Origin of the sequence: Paenibacillus sp. FSL F4-0236 (assembly GCF_038000135.1) — a bacterium.
Classification (GTDB): Bacteria; Bacillota; Bacilli; order Paenibacillales; family Paenibacillaceae; genus Paenibacillus_AQ.
Genome location: NZ_JBBOBK010000001.1, coordinates 4,430,218 through 4,454,271 on the forward strand (window position 1 = coordinate 4,430,218; position 24,054 = coordinate 4,454,271).

General features: G+C 46.7%; 19 protein-coding genes. 13 read left to right on the top strand and 6 right to left on the bottom strand.

Going from position 1 to position 24,054, the window contains the following annotated elements; all coding sequences use genetic code 11:
* Positions 1-158: 158 nt before the first annotated feature.
* Entirely contained in the window at positions 159-1,337 is a 1,179-nt protein-coding gene (locus NSQ29_RS19925; protein WP_340968078.1) for a serine hydrolase domain-containing protein, read from the top strand.
* A gap of 118 nt (positions 1,338-1,455) precedes the next feature.
* Positions 1,456-2,664, top strand: coding sequence for an MFS transporter (locus NSQ29_RS19930; RefSeq protein ID WP_340968076.1), 1,209 nt, complete (start codon positions 1,456-1,458; stop codon positions 2,662-2,664).
* 166 nt (positions 2,665-2,830) lie between these two features.
* Here NSQ29_RS19930 and NSQ29_RS19935 read toward each other — a convergent pair whose 3' ends face one another.
* Positions 2,831-5,095 carry a beta-glucosidase family protein gene (locus NSQ29_RS19935; protein ID WP_341125903.1) on the bottom strand — a complete coding sequence of 755 codons (2,265 nt, stop codon included), beginning with the start codon at positions 5,093-5,095 and terminating at the stop codon, positions 2,831-2,833.
* Between the two features lie 111 nt (positions 5,096-5,206).
* Here NSQ29_RS19935 and NSQ29_RS19940 point away from each other — a divergent pair, with 111 nt between their 5' ends.
* Entirely contained in the window at positions 5,207-6,484 is a 1,278-nt protein-coding gene (locus tag NSQ29_RS19940; protein WP_341125904.1) for an AraC family transcriptional regulator, read from the top strand.
* A gap of 35 nt (positions 6,485-6,519) precedes the next feature.
* Here the strand turns inward: NSQ29_RS19940 and NSQ29_RS19945 are convergent, their stop codons facing one another.
* Positions 6,520-7,680, bottom strand: a complete 1,161-nt coding sequence (locus tag NSQ29_RS19945) for a serine hydrolase domain-containing protein (RefSeq protein ID WP_341125905.1) — start codon at positions 7,678-7,680, stop codon at positions 6,520-6,522.
* Positions 7,681-7,869: 189 nt separating this feature from the next.
* Complete coding sequence (locus NSQ29_RS19950) at positions 7,870-8,703, bottom strand: metallophosphoesterase family protein (protein ID WP_341061464.1); 834 nt, start codon at positions 8,701-8,703, stop codon at positions 7,870-7,872.
* 236 nt (positions 8,704-8,939) lie between these two features.
* On the opposite strand from NSQ29_RS19950, the gene NSQ29_RS19955 reads away from it, so the two are divergent.
* From NSQ29_RS19955 to NSQ29_RS19970, 4 genes are all read left to right on the top strand, one after another.
* On the top strand, positions 8,940-10,592 hold the full coding sequence (locus NSQ29_RS19955; RefSeq protein ID WP_341061462.1) for a helix-turn-helix domain-containing protein: 1,653 nt from the start codon (positions 8,940-8,942) through the stop codon (positions 10,590-10,592).
* 175 nt (positions 10,593-10,767) lie between these two features.
* Positions 10,768-11,715: an iron-hydroxamate ABC transporter substrate-binding protein gene (locus NSQ29_RS19960; RefSeq protein WP_341125906.1), complete on the top strand. Its 948-nt coding sequence runs from the start codon at positions 10,768-10,770 to the stop codon at positions 11,713-11,715.
* A 5-nt stretch (positions 11,716-11,720) separates the two neighbouring features.
* Positions 11,721-12,728, top strand: coding sequence for a FecCD family ABC transporter permease (locus NSQ29_RS19965; protein ID WP_076284343.1), 1,008 nt, complete (start codon positions 11,721-11,723; stop codon positions 12,726-12,728).
* Positions 12,725-13,732, top strand: coding sequence for a FecCD family ABC transporter permease (locus tag NSQ29_RS19970; RefSeq protein WP_341125907.1), 1,008 nt, complete (start codon positions 12,725-12,727; stop codon positions 13,730-13,732). The genes NSQ29_RS19965 and NSQ29_RS19970 overlap by 4 nt, the downstream gene beginning before the upstream one ends.
* Positions 13,733-13,931: 199 nt before the next feature.
* Here NSQ29_RS19970 and NSQ29_RS19975 read toward each other — a convergent pair whose 3' ends face one another.
* Positions 13,932-14,630 carry an SDR family oxidoreductase gene (locus NSQ29_RS19975; RefSeq protein WP_341125908.1) on the bottom strand — a complete coding sequence of 233 codons (699 nt, stop codon included), beginning with the start codon at positions 14,628-14,630 and terminating at the stop codon, positions 13,932-13,934.
* Positions 14,627-15,103, bottom strand: a complete 477-nt coding sequence (locus NSQ29_RS19980; RefSeq protein ID WP_341126793.1) for a VOC family protein — start codon at positions 15,101-15,103, stop codon at positions 14,627-14,629. Before NSQ29_RS19980 ends, NSQ29_RS19975 begins: the two co-directional genes overlap by 4 nt.
* 169 nt (positions 15,104-15,272) lie before the next feature.
* On the opposite strand from NSQ29_RS19980, the gene NSQ29_RS19985 reads away from it, so the two are divergent.
* The 3 genes from NSQ29_RS19985 to NSQ29_RS19995 are packed head-to-tail and all read left to right on the top strand — an operon-like array spanning position 15,273 to position 18,297.
* Positions 15,273-16,154, top strand: a complete 882-nt coding sequence (locus NSQ29_RS19985) for a carbohydrate ABC transporter permease (protein ID WP_042185900.1) — start codon at positions 15,273-15,275, stop codon at positions 16,152-16,154.
* Positions 16,154-16,993 (top strand): carbohydrate ABC transporter permease, encoded by an 840-nt coding sequence (locus NSQ29_RS19990; RefSeq protein WP_341125909.1) that lies wholly within the window; start codon positions 16,154-16,156, stop codon positions 16,991-16,993. Before NSQ29_RS19985 ends, NSQ29_RS19990 begins: the two co-directional genes overlap by 1 nt.
* A 32-nt stretch (positions 16,994-17,025) precedes the next feature.
* Entirely contained in the window at positions 17,026-18,297 is a 1,272-nt protein-coding gene (locus tag NSQ29_RS19995) for an ABC transporter substrate-binding protein (RefSeq protein ID WP_143764054.1), read from the top strand.
* Positions 18,298-18,377: 80 nt separating this feature from the next.
* Here the strand turns inward: NSQ29_RS19995 and NSQ29_RS20000 are convergent, their stop codons facing one another.
* Positions 18,378-18,959, bottom strand: coding sequence for a TetR/AcrR family transcriptional regulator (locus tag NSQ29_RS20000; RefSeq protein WP_341125910.1), 582 nt, complete (start codon positions 18,957-18,959; stop codon positions 18,378-18,380).
* Positions 18,960-19,163: 204 nt separating this feature from the next.
* Between NSQ29_RS20000 and NSQ29_RS20005 the strand changes: the two genes are divergently transcribed.
* The 3 genes from NSQ29_RS20005 (at position 19,164) to NSQ29_RS20015 (ending at position 23,969) form a co-directional block, all read left to right on the top strand.
* Positions 19,164-20,696, top strand: a complete 1,533-nt coding sequence (locus tag NSQ29_RS20005; protein WP_445739168.1) for a DHA2 family efflux MFS transporter permease subunit — start codon at positions 19,164-19,166, stop codon at positions 20,694-20,696.
* 257 nt (positions 20,697-20,953) lie between these two features.
* Positions 20,954-21,571, top strand: coding sequence for a TetR/AcrR family transcriptional regulator (locus NSQ29_RS20010; RefSeq protein ID WP_094872232.1), 618 nt, complete (start codon positions 20,954-20,956; stop codon positions 21,569-21,571).
* A 28-nt stretch (positions 21,572-21,599) separates the two neighbouring features.
* On the top strand, positions 21,600-23,969 hold the full coding sequence (locus NSQ29_RS20015; RefSeq protein WP_341125911.1) for an MMPL family transporter: 2,370 nt from the start codon (positions 21,600-21,602) through the stop codon (positions 23,967-23,969).
* Positions 23,970-24,054: the final 85 nt, after the last annotated feature.

The following is a 24,054-nucleotide window of genomic DNA, read 5'->3' on the forward strand; positions in this document are numbered from 1 at the left end:
CCTTTAAATTTAAGGTTCCCCCTATAAACTAGCTTGTAATTAACCGTTATAAGGCTAATTTAACTTAGTTGCCTTATGTAATCAAGATAACTTGTTATATATAATAACCCTACAATAGTAAAGTGTTCCTGGCTTTAACTATTCCGAAGGGATGAAGAATGTTGAGTATATTGGATTCAAACAAAATAAATACAGAATGGTTATCAGGTCGCATCGATGAAGTAATTGATCGAACCCTTGCTGACAAGCGCCTGGTCGGTGCTGTCATTAAAGTGGCGATAGATGGGGAACTGGTTTATAGCCGCGCTGCCGGTCTTGCCGACCGCGAGATGAGCAGACTTATGCAAGAAGACGCCTTATTCCGGCTCGCCTCAGTTAGCAAACCTATCGTTTCAACGGCAGCCCTAGTATTAGTTGCGCAAGGTCGACTACAGCTGGATGACCGCGTTGATCGTTGGCTCCCAGAGTTTCGGCCACGTTTGCAGAATGGCGAGTTCGCGACATTGACGATTCGTCATTTGATGACGCACACAGCAGGCCTTTCTTACCGATTTTTCCAAGAAGAGAATGGTTCCTATCAGTCAGCAGGGGTATCAGATGGTATGGATCAGTCCGGCATCACATTGGAAGAGAACTTGCGTCGTCTTGCCTCTGTCCCCCTCCTCTATACGCCAGGTACCGAGTGGAAATACTCCATCGCGACAGATGTGCTAGGAGCAGTAATTGCAAAGGTCACAGAAGCACCGCTCAATGAGGCCGTACATTCACTCGTGACAAAACCGCTTGGCATGAGCGACACGGGTTTTATTGCAGTCAATCGAGAACGACTGGCTACTTCCTATGCCAATGATACTCCAGAGCCACGGCCTTTACATGATCCCGACAGTATTGCCTTTATGGAGGGAACGGCTGGATTCCTGCTTGCCCCTGGTCGAGCACTTGACGATACTGCCTATCATTCTGGAGGAGCTGGCATGGTCGGCAGTGCTGGGGATTTTTTGCAGCTGCTGGAAACATTACGTAAGGGCGGAGCACCGCTGCTACCAGAGTCTCTGGTTCACGATATGACGACCAACCAGATCGGTGATCTACCAATGGCCTTCTGGCCAGGACGAGGCTTTGGCCTAGGCATTACGGTACTGAAGGATCCTGTCGCCGCAGACACTTCGGAATCCCCGGGTACATGGCGTATGGGTGGCACCTATGGTCATTCGTGGTTCGTCGATCCCGAGCAACAGCTCAGCGTCGTGGCATTTACTAATACTGCACTAGAAGGTATGTCGGGTCAGTTTACCGTTGACCTTTGTGATGCCATTTATGATAGACGTAATAAATAAAGAACGAACACAAAGAGCCTTGGTCCGGAATGAACCGGTCTAGGCTCTCTGTCTAGTAAATCCTATTCGAGTGTGTATCATTGAGTTTTTTACAATTTAAAAGAGAGGTGCTTCTCCAATGACCCAAAACACAACTTCTGCCACACAAAGTGCCTCCAGTACTCCCTCTTCTGAACATTTACCATGGGCAGGATTACTCGCCCTTGCTATGACGGGGTTTATCTGTATTCTTACCGAAACGATTCCGGCCGGCTTGTTGCTCCAAATAGGTGATGGGCTTGGTGTCTCCGAGGCCCTTGCGGGTCAACTTGTCACTTTGTACGCCCTTGGTTCACTGTTGGCCGCGATTCCCTTAACCACCATGACGCGTGGATGGCGGCGGCGACCACTGCTACTAATGTGCATCCTTGGTTTTCTCGTATTCAACACCGTCACCACTTTTTCTTCCAATTATATACTTACGCTGGCAGCTCGGTTCTTCGCAGGCGTATCCGCTGGAGTCTTATGGGGCATGATAGCAGGTTATGCCCGGCGCATGGTGCCGGAGTCACTCAAGGGACGAGCAATGGCGGTAGCGATGGTTGGCACGCCTCTCGCTCTGGCACTCGGAGTCCCTGCTGGAACACTTCTTGGCACTCTTGTGGGCTGGCGCTCCATCTTCGGGATCATGTCGCTACTGGCTCTGATGCTGGTCGGCTGGGTACTTTGGAAGCTACCGGACTATCCAGGGGAGGCTCCTGATAAGCGGCTCCCTCTCTACAAGGTTTTTGTTATTCCAGGGGTACGGCCGGTACTGTTTGTCGTTCTGACATGGGTGCTAGCACATAACATCCTGTATACCTACATTGCACCCTATCTTACTCAGGCTGGGCTTACCCAGCGCGTTGACTTGGTACTGCTTATTTTCGGCATTACTGCGCTTATTGGCATCTGGGTCATCGGTATTTTGATCGACCGTAAACTACGTCCATTGGTTCTTAACAGCCTCGTTGCTTTCGCCTTGTCATCCATTGCACTGGGCATTAGCAGCAGCCAACCCATAGTGATCTATCTAGTGGTTGCTGTATGGGGGTTGACGTTCGGAGGAGCGGCTACTTTGCTACAAACAGCAGTTGCTGAAGCAGCTGGCGAAAGTGCAGATGTGGCCCAGTCGATGTTAGTGACGGCATGGAACCTAGCTATCGGCGGTGGCGGCGTGATGGGTGGGATTCTTATTGAAACAGTTGGTGTCCGCTCCTTCCCGTGGGTACTGTTTATTCTATTAATTCTTGCGCTACTAGTAGCGTGGCGCTCTAAAGAATACGGATTTCCTTCTAGAAAGCGTTGAAGCACACCTATGAAATCATGCCACAATCATCAAGTTTACGGATCACGGTAGCCGAACACGAAATATAAAAAAAGCCAGTGGTGCATATTATAAATGAGTAATATGAACTACTGGCTTACTTATATTAGATTTTTATTAAAGATCAGACTAGGCCTTTTCTGATCTCCTAATCTACAGCCAAAGCATTAAATTCTTGCAGATCCTTGGCTAAATCTTCTTCTGTGTATTTCCCTTGACCGAACCCAACCAGCGCCCGTAGCGGCATATATTTCATCATCGCCATGAACATTTCCGGATTATCATCCATCGCACCTTCCATGCCAAAAATACTGCTGAACTTCTTCACTTTATCTGCCGTGCGTGGATTGTCCAGCAAATCACCAACGGTACTGTTGCGATGATAACTTAATGCAAGCGGAGCAGTCGATTCCACTTCAATAGAAGCAGTCAGACGAATATCCCGCGAAGATGAACCGATAGCAATCTCAAAGACTCCACTTTCCACATGCCAATCACCAATGTTGACGTTGTAATAAGCAAAGGAGCGTTTATCCAGTTCAAAAGAAACCTCTTGCTCTTCACCAGGCTGCAGCGCTAGCTTCTGGAAGCCCTTAAGCTCCTTAAGTGGACGGATCACGCTGCTCTTCACATCGCTAACATAGAGCTGAACGATTTCTTTTCCTGCGCGAGTACCCGTGTTTTTGACGGTGGTCGTAACTTGTATGTTCTCGGTATCTTTTATGCTGCTCTTGGAGATTCTCAAATTGCTGTATTGAAACGCTGTGTAGCTTAGTCCGAAGCCGAAAGGAAACAGCGGTTCAAGCTCTTTTTTATCATAATAACGATAGCCTACAAACAAGCCTTCTTTGTACTCAACCGTATCCCCTTCACCTGGGAAATTAAGAAAGGATGGATTATCGCTCAGCTTCATCGGAAAGGTCTCTGCCAGTTTACCACTTGGACTAACCTCTCCAAACAGTAAATCTGCCACTGCACCGCCAAAAGCCTGACCGCCTAGATAACCTTCAAGAATCCCCTTAGTTTTATGAATCCAAGGCATTTCTATGGGTGAACCATTGCTGAGTACAACAACGATATTGCTTTGCACCTCAGACACTGCTTCGATCAACGCTTTATGGCTCTCTGGAAGCGACAAATGACTACGATCATAACCCTCTGATTCATAGTTATCCGGAAGTCCAAGGAACAATACGGCTACATCACCTTTTGCCGCTGTATCCCGTGCCTCTTGTAACAAAGCTTCATTAATCCCGTCATGATTCAGTTCATATCCTTGCGCATATAGCAGCTCGGCAGAACCTGCAAGGGCCTTCATCTCTTCAAAAGCATCGTCCAATTTCGTCGGATTCACATGTGAGCTGCCCCCGCCCTGATAACGCGGATTTCTAGCAAACTCGCCAATGACCGCAATCGTTCCTTGCTTTGACAGCGGCAGAATGCCTTCCTCATTTCTAAGGAGAACCATGCTCTCCCGCGCCACTTCACGAGCCAGACGGTGATGCTCATCAGCATTAAATGAAGCATTATCTTTACGGTTCTCCACCGCTTTAAAAACAAAGGTAAGCAACCGTTCCACTGCAAGATTTAACGTTTCTTCCGCCAACTCCCCACTTTGCACCGCTGCGACAATCTTGGCATCACCAATGCCTCCGGTTGACGGCATTTCCAGCTCCAGTCCTGCTTGTAGAGCCTTCACCCGTTCATTAACCGCTCCCCAGTCGGAAACGACGAATCCCTCGTAGCCCCATTCCTCTCTAAGAATCTTTGTCAGGAGAAACTCACACTCAGAGGCATATTCACCATTTAGCCGGTTGTAAGAGCACATCACGCTCCATGGCTGACTCTGCTTAACTGCGCCTTCAAAGCTAGCCAGATAAATCTCCCGTAGCGTCCGCTCATCAATAACAGCATCTACAGACATTCTCCGGTGTTCCTGATTATTAGCAGCAAAATGCTTAAGCGAGGTGCCTACCCCTTCACTTTGCACACCTTTGATATGATTCCCACCCATCTCCGAGGAAAGATAAGGGTCTTCCGAAAAATATTCAAAGTTACGGCCGTTCAGTGGAGAGCGCTTAATATTTGTTCCCGGTCCGAGCAGAACAGCAACGTTCTCTGCTTGACACTCTTTCCCGAGTGCTTTACCTACACGACCGATTAACTCCCGATCCCAGGAAGAAGCCATCCCTGCTGCCGAAGGAAAACAAGTCGCGGGTACACTGTTATGGAGTCCGAGGTGATCGGCGCTCTCTTTTTGCTTGCGTAAACCATGCGGTCCGTCCGTTACCATTAAAGAGGGGATTCCGAGTCGTTCAATGCCCTTTGTATTCCAGAAATCAAGCCCTGAGCAGAGTCCTGCTTTCTCCTCAAGGGTCATTTGTGATATGAGTTCATGAATGTTGGTTTTCATAAAAATACCTCCTCTGAATGTATACTATCCCCATTTTAATCTACTTCATGTTAGATTTATGGCATTATCATTGTATTTTTGGTATTCTGGTTGGGCGAGGAGGTTGAAAGAATGTTGAATCATTTGGATGGTCATGAAGGAGCTCAATATATTTGTAAAGTGTTGTATGAATCGCTGCAGATTCCTGTGTTTCTGCTAGACGCCAATCGGAGAATCGAGCTAGCGCTGCCATCCTCTTCAGAGAGCGCCCCGTGGGTTCATAACCTCAATGAGCTTCTTTCAGAAATTGCAGACTCTACTAAAAGCGAGAACAACTCTAAGTACGATAGCTCAAATGCCTCTATACCGATCATTCGCACCACTAACTTCCTAGAGAATTACATCCTTCTCCATCTGCCCTCAGGCAGCAGTAACGGGGGAAGCATTGTGATCGGTCCTACACTTTATACTCACCTTTCAGAGGACAATATGACAAGTCTGATGCGTGACCATGAAGTTCCATTAAAGCTTCAAGAGCAATGGATGAAATACTACCGCAGCTTGACCGTGCTAAATAAAATGAGAGTCTACCATACCGCTATGCTGATGTACTCGCTCGTCACCGGAAAGACGTTATCTCTTAGCGAACTGCTACTCGACACCCGAACTCTTGAGCATAAACAGCCTCCCGCAGGCAGTCTGGACTTGGATGTTTCCTATCGACGTGAGAATACATGGCTGCACCACGAACCCATGCTGGAAAAAGCTCTATTTCACCATATCAAAAATGGAAATAAAGCAGAGCTACTTCGTGTCCAAGCAACCTTCTCTGAAGACAATTATGGAGTTCTCTCCAAGAAGAGCCATTTACGCAACAAAAAAAATCTGGCGATCTCCTGTATTACGCTCGCTACTCGTGCAGCTATAGATGGAGGACTGTATTGGGAGATTTCTTATACCCTCAGCGACTTTCATATCCAGCATATCGAAGAACTAAAGGATGTTCCGGCTGTAGATCATGCTATTCTTAATGCGCTTTGCGATTTCGCCGACCATGTCAAAGAGAGCCGGATGGCGAAACTTTCGCGCACCGTGGCCCTCTGTCAGAACTATATTTTTAATCACTTATATGAGGAACTCTCCTTAGATAAGCTGGCTGAAGTCGCTGGATTGAACAGAAGCTATCTCTCCCTATTATTTAAGAAGGAAACAGGATTCACGATCAGTGATTTTATTCAATTCGAGCGGATTGTAGAAGCCAAACGATTAATCGAATTACCGGGCATTAGCTTATCTGATATCGCTACGAGGCTACATTTCAATGACCAGAGCTATTTTACCAAAGTGTTTAAGAAATATACTGGCACCACCCCTAAACAATTTAGAAGAAACTGGGAAAGCACGCTTTAAGTATAGATGACACGACAAAAAAACTAAAAAGAGGATTAAAGATCAGTGATGGCTGCCAGAACAGTATTATTGAAGTAATCCACATACATATTTTTAAATGGCTTCTGGTGATCTAGCTCTACGGATAAATGCACCGTAACTGTCTGATAAATCGGATCAACGCAGAGGAAAGGACCTGCCGCGCCCCAGTGTGAATAGGCTTCTGGCGAGAACAAATCTCCACCGTCACGCTTCGAACCATTAATCGCCCATCCGTACCCCCAATACGCTTCTGGAAAAACCTCGTCTCTATATTGTGAGGATACGCCTGGAATTTGGTTGCGGGTCATTTCTTTTACGGTTACTGGACTAAGAAATCGTACTCCGTTATATATCCCGCCGTTAAGAAACATCTGGCCAAAGACAGCCAAATCCATAGCCGTCGAGTAAGCGCCGCCCCCCGCAGATACGGAATTCAAATTATACTCGCTGTCCACCCATTCCGCGCACGCTGCTTCTGGTGCACGTCTTACTACTTTGTCCCGCACGTCCATGGGTACACGATAATATGTATTTTCCATGCCAAGCGGTTGAAAAATAGTTTCCTTTACGAATACATCATAAGCTTGTCCGCTAACGCGCCGGATGATTTCACCCAACAGCTCATAGCCATACCCGCAATAAGACATGACCGTACCAGGTTCGTTACTAAGCGGTGCATCATAACCGCCATATAAGTACTTATGCTGATCTGGATCTTGATTAGGTTCATGTGGAGGGTACTCTCCTTGTTCCTTTTTCAACTGTCCGTTCTGCCAAATCACCTCACCTTCCAGGCCAGAGGTATGTGTCAATAAGTGATGTACGCATACCTTAGTTTTGCCTTCACCTGTAAATTCGGGGATGTAATCGGAAACAGGTCTGTTTAGACCAATCTTCCCTTGTTCCATTAACATCATTATAGCGGTTGCCGTAAACAGTTTTGTTATGGAACACAGTGGATAAATAGCATCTACAGTTAATTCCGCTGCGCCTAGCTCCGGACCGAATTTCCCGTTCGCTTGATGGACCAGTAGCGTCCCCTTTCTCGCAGCAACAATAACTTGTGCCGGCGTGATGTTGTCTTCAACCATTTGTGCAGCTGCTATACGTATACGCTCTACACCGTAAGCCGACACACCCACCTGTTCTAAAGAATGAAATAATAGTTCTTTCATGGGTAGCCCTCCTAAATAAATTTATTCAATACATATATAAACTATTATACAAATATATTAAATAATCCTGCTTACTTACTATTTACCTGTGACTCCATGGTTAATGGGCTATTCTTAATAAAAGAAAAACGCTAATCTCGGTTATCTCCCGAAAATTAGCGTTTTATTTTAACCGCATCCACTTCTTCACTAAGTGACCGCTACCTTAAAAGCATCGACATTCAATGCCGTACCATTGATGGTTAATGTGGCGTTGTAATAACCGCGATCACCACTCGGCTTACATTTATAATCACCCGAACATCCGCACACAAAGAATTTTGTATTTGTATAACCTGGATATATATTAGTAAGCTTTCGATAAAACAAATGTCCATGATGTGTGAAAATAGCTAGCACCTTATCCCTCACTTTCGTAGGAATAGCTGCAAAAAACTTAGCAGTCTCCGCCGCGCTTAATACATGGCTAGGATCGACCGTGATCCCGCTCACTTTTAAAGGCCAATGAAAATCAATAATATAAAAATGCTGATCATCTAAATTTTTCAATATATTTATACTTCCCGGAGTGAACAGACCCAGAGCACAATTAAGCCACACGTACTTCACCTTACCCTGTGTCCCAGGGAAATTCATTTGCCCTTCTACTGCACCTAAATATTGCGTGAATAAGGACTGGGTACTTGCCTCCCAATTTCCTATCGATGCTTTATAGGGGATACTTCCGAGCGTGCTAGTTACTGTATCCTTGAAGTCCTTGTAATAGGCATTTGCATTATTTCCATGATTCGCTCCCGCTTGCGTGTTATCTCCTCCAAAAATAACAAACCTCTTATTCCCGCTGCTTACTGCTTTAGGCAAAAGATTTCTAAAAATGCTAGAGCTATTCCCATATCCCACATGACTATCCCCAATAACCGCGAAGTTGATGGTCTGGGCTGCTGCTTTAGGATTCAGAATACTTTTGGGCTTAGGTCTGGAGAGAAGCTCTCGCTTCTTAGTGGAGGTTATCTGCTTTTTCATCTTAATCACCTCTTTATAATGGATAAAGAATACCTGGTAGTATGTATATTCGATCCAATATGCGTTCTCTTGGACAGACGAATCTTTTAAAAAGAATATATAGGGCAAATAATTAACAGGCTTATCTAAAAAGGGAAGATGTTATAATTAGTTCCGCAGACGTCAATAATACAGTTCAATCCATAGATCCATAGCATTATAGTTTGAAAATATATTCAAGTAACGGAGGCCTTATTTTGAATAACGTTATCCCGGAATGGGCCGAATCTCATTTTCCTTTATATAGCGCTGGCAGCATTCAATCGATGTATGGGACCTCAAATCTACCAAGAGTTCAGATTCATGAGAATCTAACCGTATTAATGGCCGTTGCCGCTGGTACAGGGAGCCTTGAGGTTAATAATCTGACTTATGAGCTTACGGAAGGAAGCGTAATCCTTCTCCCCGCTAATACTCATGCCTCTTTAATTACAAATCTCCAGCAGCCGCTTCATGCCTATAAGCTCACCATCTGGATTCAAGAGCAGACTCAGGCTATACCTGGCGGTGCGATGATACGGAAAAGCGAAATGGCTTCGAGTTCAAATATACTGTTGTTTCCTTATGAGCCTACCATTGTATCCAGTATCAAGGAATTGTATCTTCACCGACTGCCAGATCGAGAAACACGCCATGTACAGAATCAAATGCTTTTTCATCAGATTATTCTACAATTGCTCGAACAGCAGGAAGCCAGATATACAGTTAACGAGCAACCATCGATGGAACGGAGCATTTCTTACCTGGAGAATCACTTTAGCGAAAAAATAACACGTGAGCACTTAGCCGCCATTGCGGGTGTAAGCAGCTCGCATTATTCAACACTGTTCAAGCAGGTGACAGGCTTCAGCCAGAGCGAATATCTGTCGCGGCTACGGGTTCATAGTGCCAAGGAGCTTTTGCTTAACGGTTCAGGCACACTTAGGGAGATTGCGCTAAAGGTAGGCTACAAGGATGAATTTTATCTCAGTCGTCGTTTTAAGCTGCAGACAGGCGCATCTCCGTCTGGTTACAGCCGAAGCTCTTTCCAGCGAGTTGCCGTAATGCTCACCCCTTATGCAAGCCATTTGCTGTTACTTGGCTTAGAACCTGCGGTTACCATCTCTGAAAGTAGTGAATATTTGAATCTTTCGGATCAGGAGCCACCGCAGTCGATGAAGTTTATCAATACAAACAGCTCGGCTGAACAGATCAGATCGCTATTAATTGATGCCAACGTTGAACTGATTATTGCGGCCAAAGAACATCTGGAGGAATACGGATTGAAGGCCGGGCAGCTGCGAGCTGTAGCACCTATTATGGAGATCTCTTGGAACGAAATCGGCTGGAAAGATCAGCTACGCCTAATCGGCCGAGCCATTCAGCGGAGTGAACGGGCGGAGCAGTGGCTGAAGGATTTTGAACAAGAAGAGCTAGAAGCCCGAGAAATAGTACAGCACAGCACAGTAGCTAACGATATCATCACCATTCTGGTCATCAAGCCTGAGGAGCTACTCGTTTACGGAGCAAGGAATGTAGGTTATGTGATGTACCAATCCCTTGGACTTAGAGCACCGACCTTGATTGACAACGAGATAAAAAGATTGGGAGATCAGTTCCATTCGATTTCGATCGGGGTTTCAGATCTTGCAGATTATGCAGGAGACCGAATTTTAGTCATTGTATTTCCCGATGCCAAAGGCTCTACTGCGCATACTGAAGCGATCTTTCAATCCCCTTATTGGAGCCAGCTTCCCGCAGTGCAGCAGAAGAAAGTCCATATTCTTGATCTGGATGATTGGGTGCCTTATAACCCGGCTTCGATTCGCTTACAACTAGGACGAGCGGTAGCTTTATTCGGAGGCAAATAATAGTCCAAGTCTTTTTTCCAACAAAAAGGCATGGTTAGGCACATAAGTGATCCCTATAATGATTACAAATGCGAATGATTCTCATAATCACTCTAAGGCATAGGCTGAAGATTGATTTACACTGTTTGAATTGTTCAAAGTAACACTGTCATACAAAAAAGGGGAGAATTATTTAATGAGAAAGATATTTATTCCGTTTGTACTTATTATGGGGATTGCACTTAGTGCTTGTGGGGGAAATCAGGCGAAGAATGATGCTAGTCCTACAAACAGCCCATCTTCTACTCCTGCTGCGGAGTCAGAAAGTGCGACTTTTACGTATCAATCCGAAGATGGACCTGTTGAGGTTCCAACACATCCTCAGCGTGTTGTTGTACTCACCCGTTTTTTAACAGGTAATGTCATGGCACTGGGTATACCTGTTGTGGGCGTAGATGAAATGTCCAAAACTAACCCACGCTTTGAAGAGCAACTAAAAGACGTAGAAGCGGTTAGCGATGAAAGTCTGGAGAAAATCATTGAACTGCAGCCGGATCTGATCATTGGGCTCTCCGATATTAAAAATATCGATAAATTCAAGCAAATCGCACCAACCGTTACTTATACTTATAATAAAGTGGATTACTTAACCCAACAGCTGGAAGTCGGCAAATTGGTGAACAAAGAAAAAGAAGCTCAAGCTTGGGTCGATGATTTTAGTGCCCGCACCAAAAAAGCGGGTGAAGAAATCAGAGCGAAGATCGGTGATAATGCAACTGTCTCTGTTATTGAGACCTTTAATAAGCAATTGTATGTATACGGGTATAACTTTGGCCGCGGAACTGAACTCCTCTATGGGGACTTCAAGCTTGGCATGCCAGAAACAGTAAAAGAAAGCACCAAAACGGATGGATTCTTTGCTGTCTCGACAGAAGTGCTGAAGGATTATCTGGGCGATTACGTTATTTTCAGTAAAAATGCGGATGAAGATAATTCCTTCCAGAATACAGAAATCTACAAGAGCATCCCTGCCGTCAAAAACAATCGTGTTTTCGAGGCTGATGCAAAAGCATTCTATTTTAACGATCCGCTTAGCCTTGAGTACCAGTTGGAATTCTTTGAACAACAATTTCTTGGAAAATAAAGATAATGACTACGAAGCAAACTTCCATTCCATTTTTATATAAGCTGCTTGGTAGCGTGCTGGTAATGGTTATATGCCTCGTGATTGCTATGCTATTCGGGGCTAAAGAAACCACTTTCAATGATCTGTGGCTTGCCATCACCTCTAATTCAAAGGCAGACAATGTCCTTATTCTGCGTGAGATCCGGCTACCTCGCGAACTCGCCGCCATGCTGATCGGTGCTGCCTTTGCCGTATCCGGTGCTATCATGCAGGGGGTTACACGCAATCCATTAGCCGACCCAGGCCTGCTCGGTCTGACCTCGGGCGCGAATATGGCGCTGGCTCTTACGTTTGTATTTCTGCCGGGACTGAATTATTTTGGTACCATGATCGCTTGTTTTTTTGGCGCTGCCCTAGGAGCCGTGCTAGTGCTTGTTCTAGGTTCTGTGCGCCAAGGTGGCTTCTCTCCGATTCGAATCGTACTCGCCGGTGCAGCGGTATCTGCCTTTCTGTATGCTATCGCAAGTGGTGTAAGCATTGCCTTCAAAATATCCAAGGATGTATCCATGTGGACAGCGGGTGGATTGATCGGCACAACCTGGGGCCAGCTTCAGGCTATTGCACCTGTGATCATCATCGGCATCGTGGTGGCATTAATATTTTCAAACCAGTTAACCATTCTTAGCTTAAGTGACGAGGTAGCCATCGGATTAGGACAAAATCTTGCTGTGGTTAAAGGGATTCTATTCACTCTTATTATTCTGCTGACTGGAGCATCGGTCGCTCTAATTGGGGATATGGCTTTTGTAGGGCTGATGATTCCGCATATTGTCCGTAAGATTGTCGGTACCGATTACCGGTATATTTTGCCGATATCGATCTTTACGGGTGCATCGTTCATGCTTCTCGCGGATACAATTGGACGGACAATCCATGCACCTTATGAGACGCCAGTGGTCGCCGTCGTAGCTATGCTTGGGCTACCTTTCTTCTTGTTTGTTGTTCGGAAAGGAGGTAAAACACTCTCATGATTTCCTCTGCACCCGTGCGAAAGCAACGTATTATCCTATGTGTATGCACCGGTTTGATTCTGCTAACAGCTATCGTCAGCATGGGAATCGGATACTCTTCCCTATCTTTTGACAGACTGCTTCCGGTTCTGTTCGGGCATGGAACCTTTAAAGAGGACTTTGTATTATTCTCTGTAAGATTGCCGAGGATTCTGATTACACTGCTGGCAGGCATGGCCTTGGCGTTATCCGGTTCCATTCTGCAAAGCGTTACACGAAACGATCTAGCCGACCCCGGTATTATTGGTATCAACTCTGGTGCGGGTGTGGCTGTCGCTGTTTTCTTTCTTTTTTTCCCGGTTAGCGCTGGATCATTCATTTATGCGCTGCCGCTGGTTGCTTTTATAGGGGCATTACTTACGGCAGCATTAATCTATCTATTTTCATATAGTCGGACTAAGGGGCTTGATCCTGTTCGATTGGTGCTCGTTGGGGTAGGGTTCTCCCTAGCGTTGTCTGGCGTTATGATCGTGATCATTTCGTCCGCGGATCGTGCCAAGGTAGATTTTATTGCAAAATGGATCGCAGGGAATATATGGGGTACAGATTGGCCATTCATTTGGGCTTTACTGCCTTGGTTGATCTTACTAGTTCCCTTTACCCTGTACAAATCACAGCGACTCAACCTGCTCAGCCTAAGTGAAGTCTCTGCCATTGGTGTCGGGCTGAATCTCGAACGTGAACGTATCGTTCTGATTCTCACGGCAGTTGCAGCTTCCGCCTCCGCGGTTTCTGTCACAGGCGGGATCGCCTTCATCGGACTGATGGCTCCACATATTGCCAAATCGCTAGTCGGCCCGCGTAATCAGATGTTTATTCCCGTCGCTGTATTGCTGGGCGGCTGGTTGCTTCTGATCGCGGACACCTTTGGCCGCAATCTTGTCGATCCTGACGGCATCCCGGCAGGGATTATGGTGTCGCTAATCGGCGTACCTTATTTCGCTTATTTATTGCTTAAGAAATAAGCAGTTCTATAAACAAAAAAGAGAACCTCGGCATAATTACCGAGGTTCTCTTTACTGACCGCCTTTGTCCCGAGATTTCCACCTCGAAGAGCGGTATATAATCAAGAAATCTGGGGACAACAACGGCCGGAAGTCCAATGATTCACCGCAGTGACTACTGAGCCTTTTGTTCGCAACTTTAGTTCAGCCTATATATCACCTAAATCTTCATATCCTTACCTGTATAATCTACAAACATGAAATGACCTTCCGGTGTAGTTCGCTTCTCGATCAGGTCTAGGATCCCCTCGGCACTATGATTTGGATTTGTCGGTGCCTCTGCCCCGCCCATATCGGTTTGCATCCACCCCGGATGCACGCTGAGCACTTGAATCCCACGTTCTTTTACATAGACATGCAGCTGCTGTGTGAACATATTGAGCGCCGCTTTGGAAATGCCATAAGGATAGTCGTTCGGATAAGCATTCGTGATACTTCCTGCTTCCGACGATATATTGATGATCGAGCATTCAGGTTCCGTGAGTAGCGGCAAGAAATGCTTAACCACCCGCATTGGTCCATACAGATTAATATCCATCGTTGTAAGCATATCTTGGAAATCCAACGCTTCAATCGATGTATCACGGGCGCTGAGCACCGCCGCATTATTAATAATGGCACCGAGCGTCCGACCTTGTTCTTGTAGACTCGAAGCAAGTGCCGCGATTCCCGCCTCATCCGTCACGTCCAGCGCAGCGATGGTAAGCTTATCTCCATAGGTTTCAGCAAGCTTCGATAGCGCTGTTTGTTCCTGATCGGGCCGGCGAACCCCAGCAATAACTCCATAGCCCCGCTTCAGCGCTTCGGCCACGAGTTCATAACCCAGTCCACGTCCAGCACCTGTAATGATAATATTCATAGTAATTCCTCCCCGCTATCCTTATCGTTCTCTAGCAGCTCTACAATCACCTTTAACTCCTTGAAAGTGTCCATATAAGCATAACGCCCCCCGGTATACTCACCCTTTTGCTGGAGTGGGAAGCCTTTGCCTTCTAGCAGCATTATCTTTTCTTTCATTCCTTCAACTATAAAAGCAATATGATGAGGTCCCTCACCATGTTCATTCAAGTAATCCCGCCACGTACTCGGCTCATGATCCGGTTCAATCAATTCCAGCTGTAAAGAGCCCATATCAAAAAAAGCTAGCTTAGCCCGCGCCTGCGTAGCCACGCCATTATGCCGGGTCTGCGCAATATCTTCTGTATCTGTAACGATAATTTCCGGCTTTTCGAGTCCAAAAAACTCCGCATATGCCGTACTTACCTTCTCAACATCATTCACCAATATTCCAATCTGCGTAACAAAATTACCAAGCAATCCTGACAAGCGCATCAACCCCCTATTAGTCTGACAAGTCCACCATACCGATTCTTTGAAAGGGCTGTCAAGCCTGTGTTGAAATCATTCTGAGCAGCGATAATTTCAAGTATGTTTGTTTCGCTTAATCACCAATCCGGTTATAGAATGAAAAGTTTACATTAACAAAAAGGGGTGAGGAACGATGGACCATAGAAAAAGATCACGCCTGATGCAGCAGTTTGTTTTTGTCGGGCCGACTTCCTTGTTTTTCTTTATGATTGTGCTGATTCCTTTCTTTTTAGGACTCTATTATTCTTTTACCAGTTGGAACGGAATCTCACGTGATGTGGAGTGGACCGGACTCCGGAATTATCTACATATCTTCACAAAGGACCCTTCCTTTCTTCATTCATTCTGGTTCACGGCGAAGTTCACTTTCTTCGGTCTGATACTGACCAATCTGCTCGGCTTCGCACTCGCTTATGTGCTGACCCGCAAGCTATTCACGCGCAATGTCCTGAGAACGGTATTTTTTGTACCTCATGTTATCGGTGGACTTTTGCTCGGGTTCATTTGGCAGTTTATTTTTGTCAGAGGGTTCTCCTCGATTGGACAGGCTACGGGCTGGTCCTTCTTTAATCTTCCGTGGCTGGGCACCGGAGGGACAGCCTTCTGGGCGATTGTAATCGTATTTGTCTGGCAAAATGCAGGGTACCTAATGGTCATCTACATTTCTGCAATCAACAACGTTCCCAAAAGCCTGATTGAAGCCTCAAAAGTGGATGGTGCCGGACGCTTTCAGGCTTTACGCCATGTCACCATTCCGCTGGTTATGCCAGCTGTAACCGTTTGTCTGTTCCTTTCTATCTCTTGGTCGTTTAAGCTGTTCGACCTTAACCTGTCGCTGACCAAGGGTGGTCCCTTCAAAGCTACTGAATCTGTAGCGTTGAATATTTACAATGAGGCCTATACTATTAGCCGATTCGGGATGGGCTCCGCGAAAGCGATGATTTTCTTCGTCATTGTGGCCGTAATCTCCCTGCTACAGGTTAGAGCAACCAAGAAAAGAGAGGTGGAGCTGTAATGGAGACTACCGCCAAGAAATTCAATGTGCCATTGCTTCTCGTCGAAGTAATTGTGATCCTGCTAGGCCTTCTATTCCTAGTACCGTTTTACTTTCTGCTAGCTAACTCGGTTAAAAGCTATAGTGAGATTCTTTCGGATTCCGCTGCGCTGCCCTCTGTATTCCAGTGGAGCAACTACGCCGAAGCTTGGAAAGCTATCAATTTTCCTCGTGCCTTCCTGAACTCTTTTATTATCACGGTGATTAGTAATATTCTGCTAGCGTTCCTCTGCTCTATGTGCGCTTACAAAATGGTTCGCAATAACAGCTTATATAACCGCATACTTTATATTGCTTTAGTGGCCGCTATGGTTATTCCGTTTCAGGCGATCATGATCCCGCTGGTGCAAGTTGTTAGCGGTCTGGGCGTCATGGATTCAACCGCAGGTTTGATTTTAGCGTATCTTGGATTTGGCGCCCCGATGACTGTATTTCTGTTCCATGGCTTCGTCAAATCGGTACCTCTTGATATTGAGGAAGCTTCGAGAGTAGATGGCAACAGTCCTTATGGTACCTTTTTCCGGATTGTGCTTCCGCTCATGCAGCCGATTATTGTCACTGTCATTATTCTGAATACCCTGTGGATCTGGAACGATTACCTGATGCCTTCGCTTATTCTGCAGGACCCGGTGCTTCGCACCATTCCCATCACCACTTATAGCTTCTTCGGACAATATACGAAACAGTGGGATTTGGCACTTCCGGGACTTGTGCTCGGGATTACGCCCGTGGTCATATTTTTCCTAGCGATGCAAAAATATATTATTGAAGGCATTGCCCAAGGCTCCGTAAAGGGCTAACGATACATGTTATTTTCAGCCAGAGAGGATGAATGAATATGAGAACCAAACGTGGAATTCTCCTCGCATGCTCCCTGCTGCTGGCTGCTCTGACAGCCGGCTGCGGACGTGGCAGTGACAATGCGAATGGAGTTAAAACCGTGCATATCTACCAGTTCAAGGTTGAAATATCTGAAGCGCTAGCTTCGCTTAAGACTGAGTTTGAGAAGGAACACCCCGATATTAAGCTGGAGGTGCAAAGCGTGGGTGGCGGGACCGATTATGGTGCCTCCCTACGCGCCAAGTTCTCATCTGGAGATGAACCGGATATCTTCACCATTGGTGGCAACAATGAACGTGATATGTGGATGGAATATCTGGAGGATTTAAGCGGTGAAGCTTGGGCCAAGGATGTAAAGCCCCTTGCAGCAGAACAAATGACTGCAGATGGCAAGCTCTATGGCATGCCCATGAATCTCGAAGGATACGGCTTCATCTATAATAAGGACCTGTTTAAGAAAGCAGGCATCACCGAGAAACCCTTAACTCTAACCGCTCTGCGCGAAGCCTCCGAGAAGTTAAAGGCAGCAGGCATCACACCTTTTGCAAATGGATATCAGGAATGGTTCGTGCTCGGCAATCATAATGTGAACGTAGCTTTCGCCCAGCAGCCAGATCCCGAAGCATTTATCGCCGGGCTTACGGACGGCACCAAAACTTTCGCTGGAGACCCGGTTTTCTCCAAATGGATCGACCTGCTGGACCTTACTGTAGAGTACGGCAACAAAAATCCACTCTCCACCGACTATAATACCCAAGTCACGATGGTAGCGAGCGGAGAAGCCGCGATGATGCAGCAGGGTAACTGGACGCAAGGACAGATCGACGGCATCGATCCTAATCTAAATCTGGGTATCCTACCGATGCCCATTGACGACACCCCAGAAGACAATGACAAGCTGTATGTAGGCGTGCCAAGCAATTGGGTGATCAATAAAAACTCCCCCGTTAAGGAGGAAGCCAAGGTCTTCCTGGATTGGCTGGTCACCTCCGAGACCGGGAAAAAGTATATCACTAAGGAATTCCAGTTCATCCCTGCGCTCGACAGCATTAAGGGCACCGAAGAAGATCTTGGAGCTCTGGGCGCCGAGGTGCTGGCTTATACCGATAAGGATCAAGCGCTGACCTGGAACTGGACCCGTCTACCGAACGGGATGCCGCAGGAATTATCCAGCAGCATCCAAGGGTATCTCGGTGGCAAGCTGACCAAAGAAGGCATGCTGAAGGAATTCCAAGTCAACTGGGATAATCTCAGTGTGCAGTGAGTTACCCGCTCTGTAGAGGATCGTAAAGAAAAAGCCGCGCAGCGATGCACGGCTTTTTCTTTACGATCGTATTTATTTGACTAGTTCGCACGCAGCATACTAATTTGTCTGGCAAGATACACTGGCGTATAGGGCATGTCATCTCGAAGCCAAGAAATAACCGTGCCAATTAGGGCTGCTGAACCGTACCAAACGGCAATGTCCTTCTGTATGGGTATTTTGGAATGCTCAGCAACCCCCTCCTTTTTCTCCTGGTGTGCAGAGATGATTTCCGCCATCAAGTTGAACAGACGATCTGTAAAAATCGGGCTTCGTTTCGATGTGAGTATCACTTTGTAGAATTTTGCATTTTCCGCAATATGTTTAAGCAGACTCTCTAGTATCCTCAAATTTTCTTCTTCAACCGATTCGTGATGGTTGTCATCGTTGTTGACGACTTGTAAAATGTCCTCCACCATCTCATCCGCCATCTTTTCCAACATATCCGGGAGATCCCGATAATGCAGATAAAAAGTAACACGATTGATTTTAGCCCGCTCTGCAATACGGTTTACTGATATTTTCTCAATATCCATTTCCTCAAGCAATTCAATCACAGCATCTCTAAGCAATTGACGTGTACGAAGTACCCGGGGATCTGTACGTTGCGTTGTGTTATTCATCTTACTCTCTCCAATCTTTAACTTTCATATCGTAAACTACAATTTTTAAATAATTGTTGTTTTTTAATGAGAAAACACTACAAATTTAAAACGAATGTAAACTATTTTACATTTTTTCGCAAATCGTTGCTTGATTACATGAAAATTTCATTTATAATCTAATTCATGCATTGTAAACTATACAACACACTGTAAATTTAGTCCATGATCAACGATTTGAAAGGATGGAGTGGAGTGAGTACAAAGACAGAAGTAACAAGCAGTTCCGTAAAAAAGGGACCCATCTTATTCATTATGATTTTGGGCGCCTTTCTTGCGACACTGAATCAGACAGTAATGAGCGTTGCCGTTCCCGAGTTAATGCATGATTTTAATATCTCGGCTGCTACCGCTCAGTGGCTGACAACAGGCTATATGCTGGTTAATGGTGTTCTAATCCCAATTACAGCTTATTTGATGCAACGGTTTACGACGCGAGAGCTTTTTCAAGCTTCCATGTTTATATTTTTAGCTGGAACGATCGTCTCGGCTCTCGCAACTAACTTCCCTATTCTGCTGACCGGGCGTATGATTCAAGCAGCTGGTGCTGGAATTATCATGCCACTGCTCACAAATGTTATTTTGACCCTGTTCCCTCCTGAAAAAAGAGGGGCTGCCATGGGGATGGTAGGGTTAGCTATTATTTTTGCACCTGCGATTGGACCTACTCTGGCCGGATATATTTTGGAGCATTATTCTTGGGAGACTATGTTCTATGGCATGATTCCTTTGACCGTCATTGTAATCATATGTGGATTTATTTATTTGAGAAATGTATCGGAGCGCATCTATCCTAAGCTGGATATTGTTGGTGTAGTTCTTTCTACTATCGGTTTTGGCACCTTGCTGTATGGCTTCAGCCGTGCTGCCAGCGCAGGCTGGTCAAGCGCGGAAGTACTGTTGTCTCTTGGATTGGGTGTCCTTTCCCTTGGCTTATTCGCTTGGAAGCAACTAGCTTCCCAAAACCCGCTGCTTGATCTTCGGGCCTTCAAATACAGTATGTTCTCCTTAACAACTGTCATCAGTATCGCAGTTACAATTGTGATGTATGCAGATATGATGCTGCTGCCTCTGTATCTGCAAAATGCCCGTGGCTTTACAGCGATGGAATCCGGCTTACTGCTGCTTCCTGGTGCGCTCATTATGGGTTTATTGATGCCGGTAACCGGAAAGCTGTTCGACCGGTTCGGGGCAAAGTGGCTCGCTATTATCGGTCTACTGATTACAATTGCAACTACGCTAAGCTTTGTTAATTTAACGGACTCAACCAGTTACATGTATCTGGTATATATGTCAACAGGCCGCCGGATCGGTATGGCTCTGCTCCTTATGCCAATACAAACTTTAGGGCTAAATCAATTGCCCTCCAAGCTTAGTGCGCACGGTACAGCAATTTCGAATACCATTCGACAAGTGGCTGGCGCAGTGGGAACTTCCTTACTCGTCACCGTAATGACGAGCCGTACTACAACGCATATGAAGGATATGCTGGCCTCGGGCAGTACACAGAACGGAACACAAGAACATATGATTATGGAAGCTTCCATTCAAGGTATCAATGATTCCTATCTAGTTATTGTTGGTATCGGCATTCTTGGGCTGCTGCTCTCTTTCTTCATTAAACGTGTTGGGCAAGTGCCTGATCCGGAGCAAGAACCCGAAGTGAAGCTCAAAAAAATTATTGCTAAAGAAGCTTAATATATAGAAGCAATTAGTACTATTTTAAGTAACCTGCAAAAGAGATCAGCGATGTAAATCATCGCTGATCTCTTTTTAGTCTGACAACTACCCTGCTTACAAGCTCGGGCGGTTCACTACCCTGTATCCTGAATGTAACCTCCACTCGCTTCTAAAAAATTGCCCATTGCGCAATTTTGCCCTTTGGGCAATAATATAAAAATAGAAAATAGAGCACAGAATGTCCTCTGTACTTAAGAAAGGAGATCGCATAGAACTTGAACCCCAAACAGACGCTGCGCGACAAAAAAAAAGAAGCTACGGCCTATGCCTTAGCCAAATCTGCCTTCGAGCTTGCGCTTGAACTAGGGATGGACGGCTTCATCGTCGACGACGTTGTACAGAAGGCCGGCTACTCCCGGCGGACCTTTGCCAACTACTTCTCATGCAAAGAGGAGGCGGTAGCCGCATATTTTATCAGCAACTCTTCAAGAGAGGGTCAGAGCAAGCTATTCGAGGATCTGCCACCAGATGCAACACCGCTGGATGCTCTGTATAAATTGTTCAAGCTGCAGTTCACTTCCGAGTTTCTGTATCAATTGCGGCAGTTCGTATCGCTGGCTAATCAGTATCAGTCACTGGAGCCTTATATTCTCAGCGTATTCCGCCGCCTGCAGATTGCCGCACAGGAAGTGCTCGAACAGTTCACTCATGGACGTTATGCCGACGGGTATACACATCTTCTCGCAGGCGCCGTTTACGGAGCGTTCGTGCCGATTCTGGATGGACGTCTGAATGTCATGCTACCAGGTGAAGCGCAGGATGAACACTCCGATGCCATATCGTTCGATCAATATCTAAATTCCATGTTTACTTACTTACGCAAAGGCTTTTAATTTAGAGATACAAAGGAGAAACCATAATATGTCTACATTTCTGTACCGATTGGGCAAATCTGCATATACCAAGCCCTGGTATTTCCTTACCGTCTGGATTCTGATTCTCGGTGTCATAGGCGCCCTGCTTGGTGTCAATGGCATCCAGTCCAGCTCGGAAATGAAAATTGAAGGCACTGAATCGCAAAAAGTACTGGATATGCTGGTCAAGGAACTTCCAGCAGCTGCTGGCGGTCAGGCGAGCGTTGCCTTCACCGCGCCTGATGGAGAACGGCTAGATACGTCGGAGAGATCAGCACTGATTCTGAAGGCTATAAATGATGTCTACAGCATGGACTATATCATCAATCCTGCTGAACTGGCCGCGCAAGCCGCGGCGGCTGCGGGTCAAGCTGCAGAAGCAGACCCATCAGCAGCTGCCAGTGGCCAAACTGCCACTTCGGACCCTTCGGCGGCTGCGAGTCAGACAGACGTGTCGGGTCAAGCTACTGCTGCAGCTCAGGCCGCTCCTTACGGGCCATTAATCGTTGATGGTGCTCCAGTTCCCGGCGTCATGCTGTCCGCCGACGGTAGCATCGCCCTGTTTCAATTCCAGTTCACTGTTCAGCAGACATCACTCCCCCCTTCTGTACCAGATAACGTGATTAAGGCTGTAACCGAAGTCGAGCAGGCAGGCTCCGGGATCACAGCCATTCCGAGTGATTCGCTCAAAAGCACACCGTCCATCGGATCTACGGAAGCGATCGGCGTAGCCGTCGCAGCAGTTGTGCTGTTTATTACACTCGGTTCGATTGTTGCAGCCGGACTGCCGCTGATCACAGCGCTCCTTGGTGTCGCGATTAGCGTCGGCGGTGCTTTTGCTCTTTCGAATATTGTGCACATGAATGACATTACACCCATTCTCGCAGTCATGATCGGTCTGGCTGTCGGTATCGACTACTCCTTATTTATCGTGAACCGGCAGCGGCGGTTAATTCTCGATGAGAATTTAAGTGCCAAGGAAGCGGCAAGCCGAGCGGTCGGCACCGCCGGCAGTGCAGTATTCTTCGCCGGACTGACCGTCATCATCGCCCTTTGCGGCATGTTGGTCATCGGCATCGGCTTCTTGTCAACCATGGCTCTCGTTGCTGCTGTCAGCGTGCTGATCACTGTTCTGTTGGCGCTTACCCTGCTGCCTGCGCTGCTGGGTCTCGTCGGCGAACGGATCTGCACCGCCAAGGCACGTTCAAAGAACGTAGCTTCCGCGAACAAAGCCCGTCACGGGTTCTCACACCGCTGGGCGAACGCAACGGTAAAATACCGCTGGGCTATCATTGTTCTAGTGGTCTTGGTTCTTGGTACAGCGGCGATTCCAGTAACCAAAATGGAGCTAGGTATTCCGTCTGGCGCTTCGGCAAATCTGGACACTCCAGCACGCCAGAGCTATGACATCATCTCCAAGGGCTTCGGCGAAGGGTTCAACGGTCCGCTACTACTGGTGGCCCAACCAAACAACCCGTCCGACAAGATTTCCATGGAGACGCTTGGTAAGCTGGTTCAAGAGCTGCAAATGCATGATAACGTCACGCTGGTGTCCCCGATGGGTGTCAACGCGACCGGAGATATTGCTATTATCAGTCTAATCCCTAAAACCGGCCCTACAGATACAAAAACGAGAGATCTGGTACAGGATCTGCGCGATCCCGCTTCCAGCCTCGCATCATCAAATGATGTAACACTTGGTGTGACCGGCTTCACTGCGATCAACATCGATATGTCCTCCAAGCTATCCGATGCATTTCCCGTGTATATCGGCATCATCGTAATTCTATCCCTAATTATACTGCTGCTTGTTTTCCGGTCGGTCATCGTTCCGATCAAGGCGACGGTAGGCTTCATTCTCAGTGTGCTCGCTACTTTCGGTCTAACCACGGCCGTATACCAGTGGGGATGGCTGCACTCCCTGTTTGGTTTTGACACAGGAGGCCCACTGCTCAGCTTTATGCCAATTCTGGTCACCGGCATTCTGTACGGACTGGCGATGGATTATCAGGTATTCCTCGTCAGCTCCATGCGTGAGGCTTACGTCCATGGACGTCGTGGCAACGACAGTGTCGTTCACGGCTACGATCTCGCCAGCCGCGTCGTACTTGCCGCAGGCGTAATCATGGTTTCCGTCTTCGCTGGCTTCATCTTCGCACCTGATGCGATGATCAAGCAGATCGGATTCGCACTGGCCTTCGGCATCCTGATCGATGCTTTCATCATCCGAATGACGCTCGTTCCGGCGGTAATGGCCGTCTTCGGAGACAAAGCCTGGTGGCTTCCGAAATGGCTAGACCGTCTGCTTCCGAACCTCGACGTCGAGGGCGATAAGCTGATCGCCATGCTTAATGCCAAGGGAGAAGGTAAGAAATAAGCAGAGGATAGCCTTTGAACTGTCCTCCCAAAATTTTGAAGAGCATGACCCTGCGAACTACCTGCAGGGTCTGCTTTACTTTTTA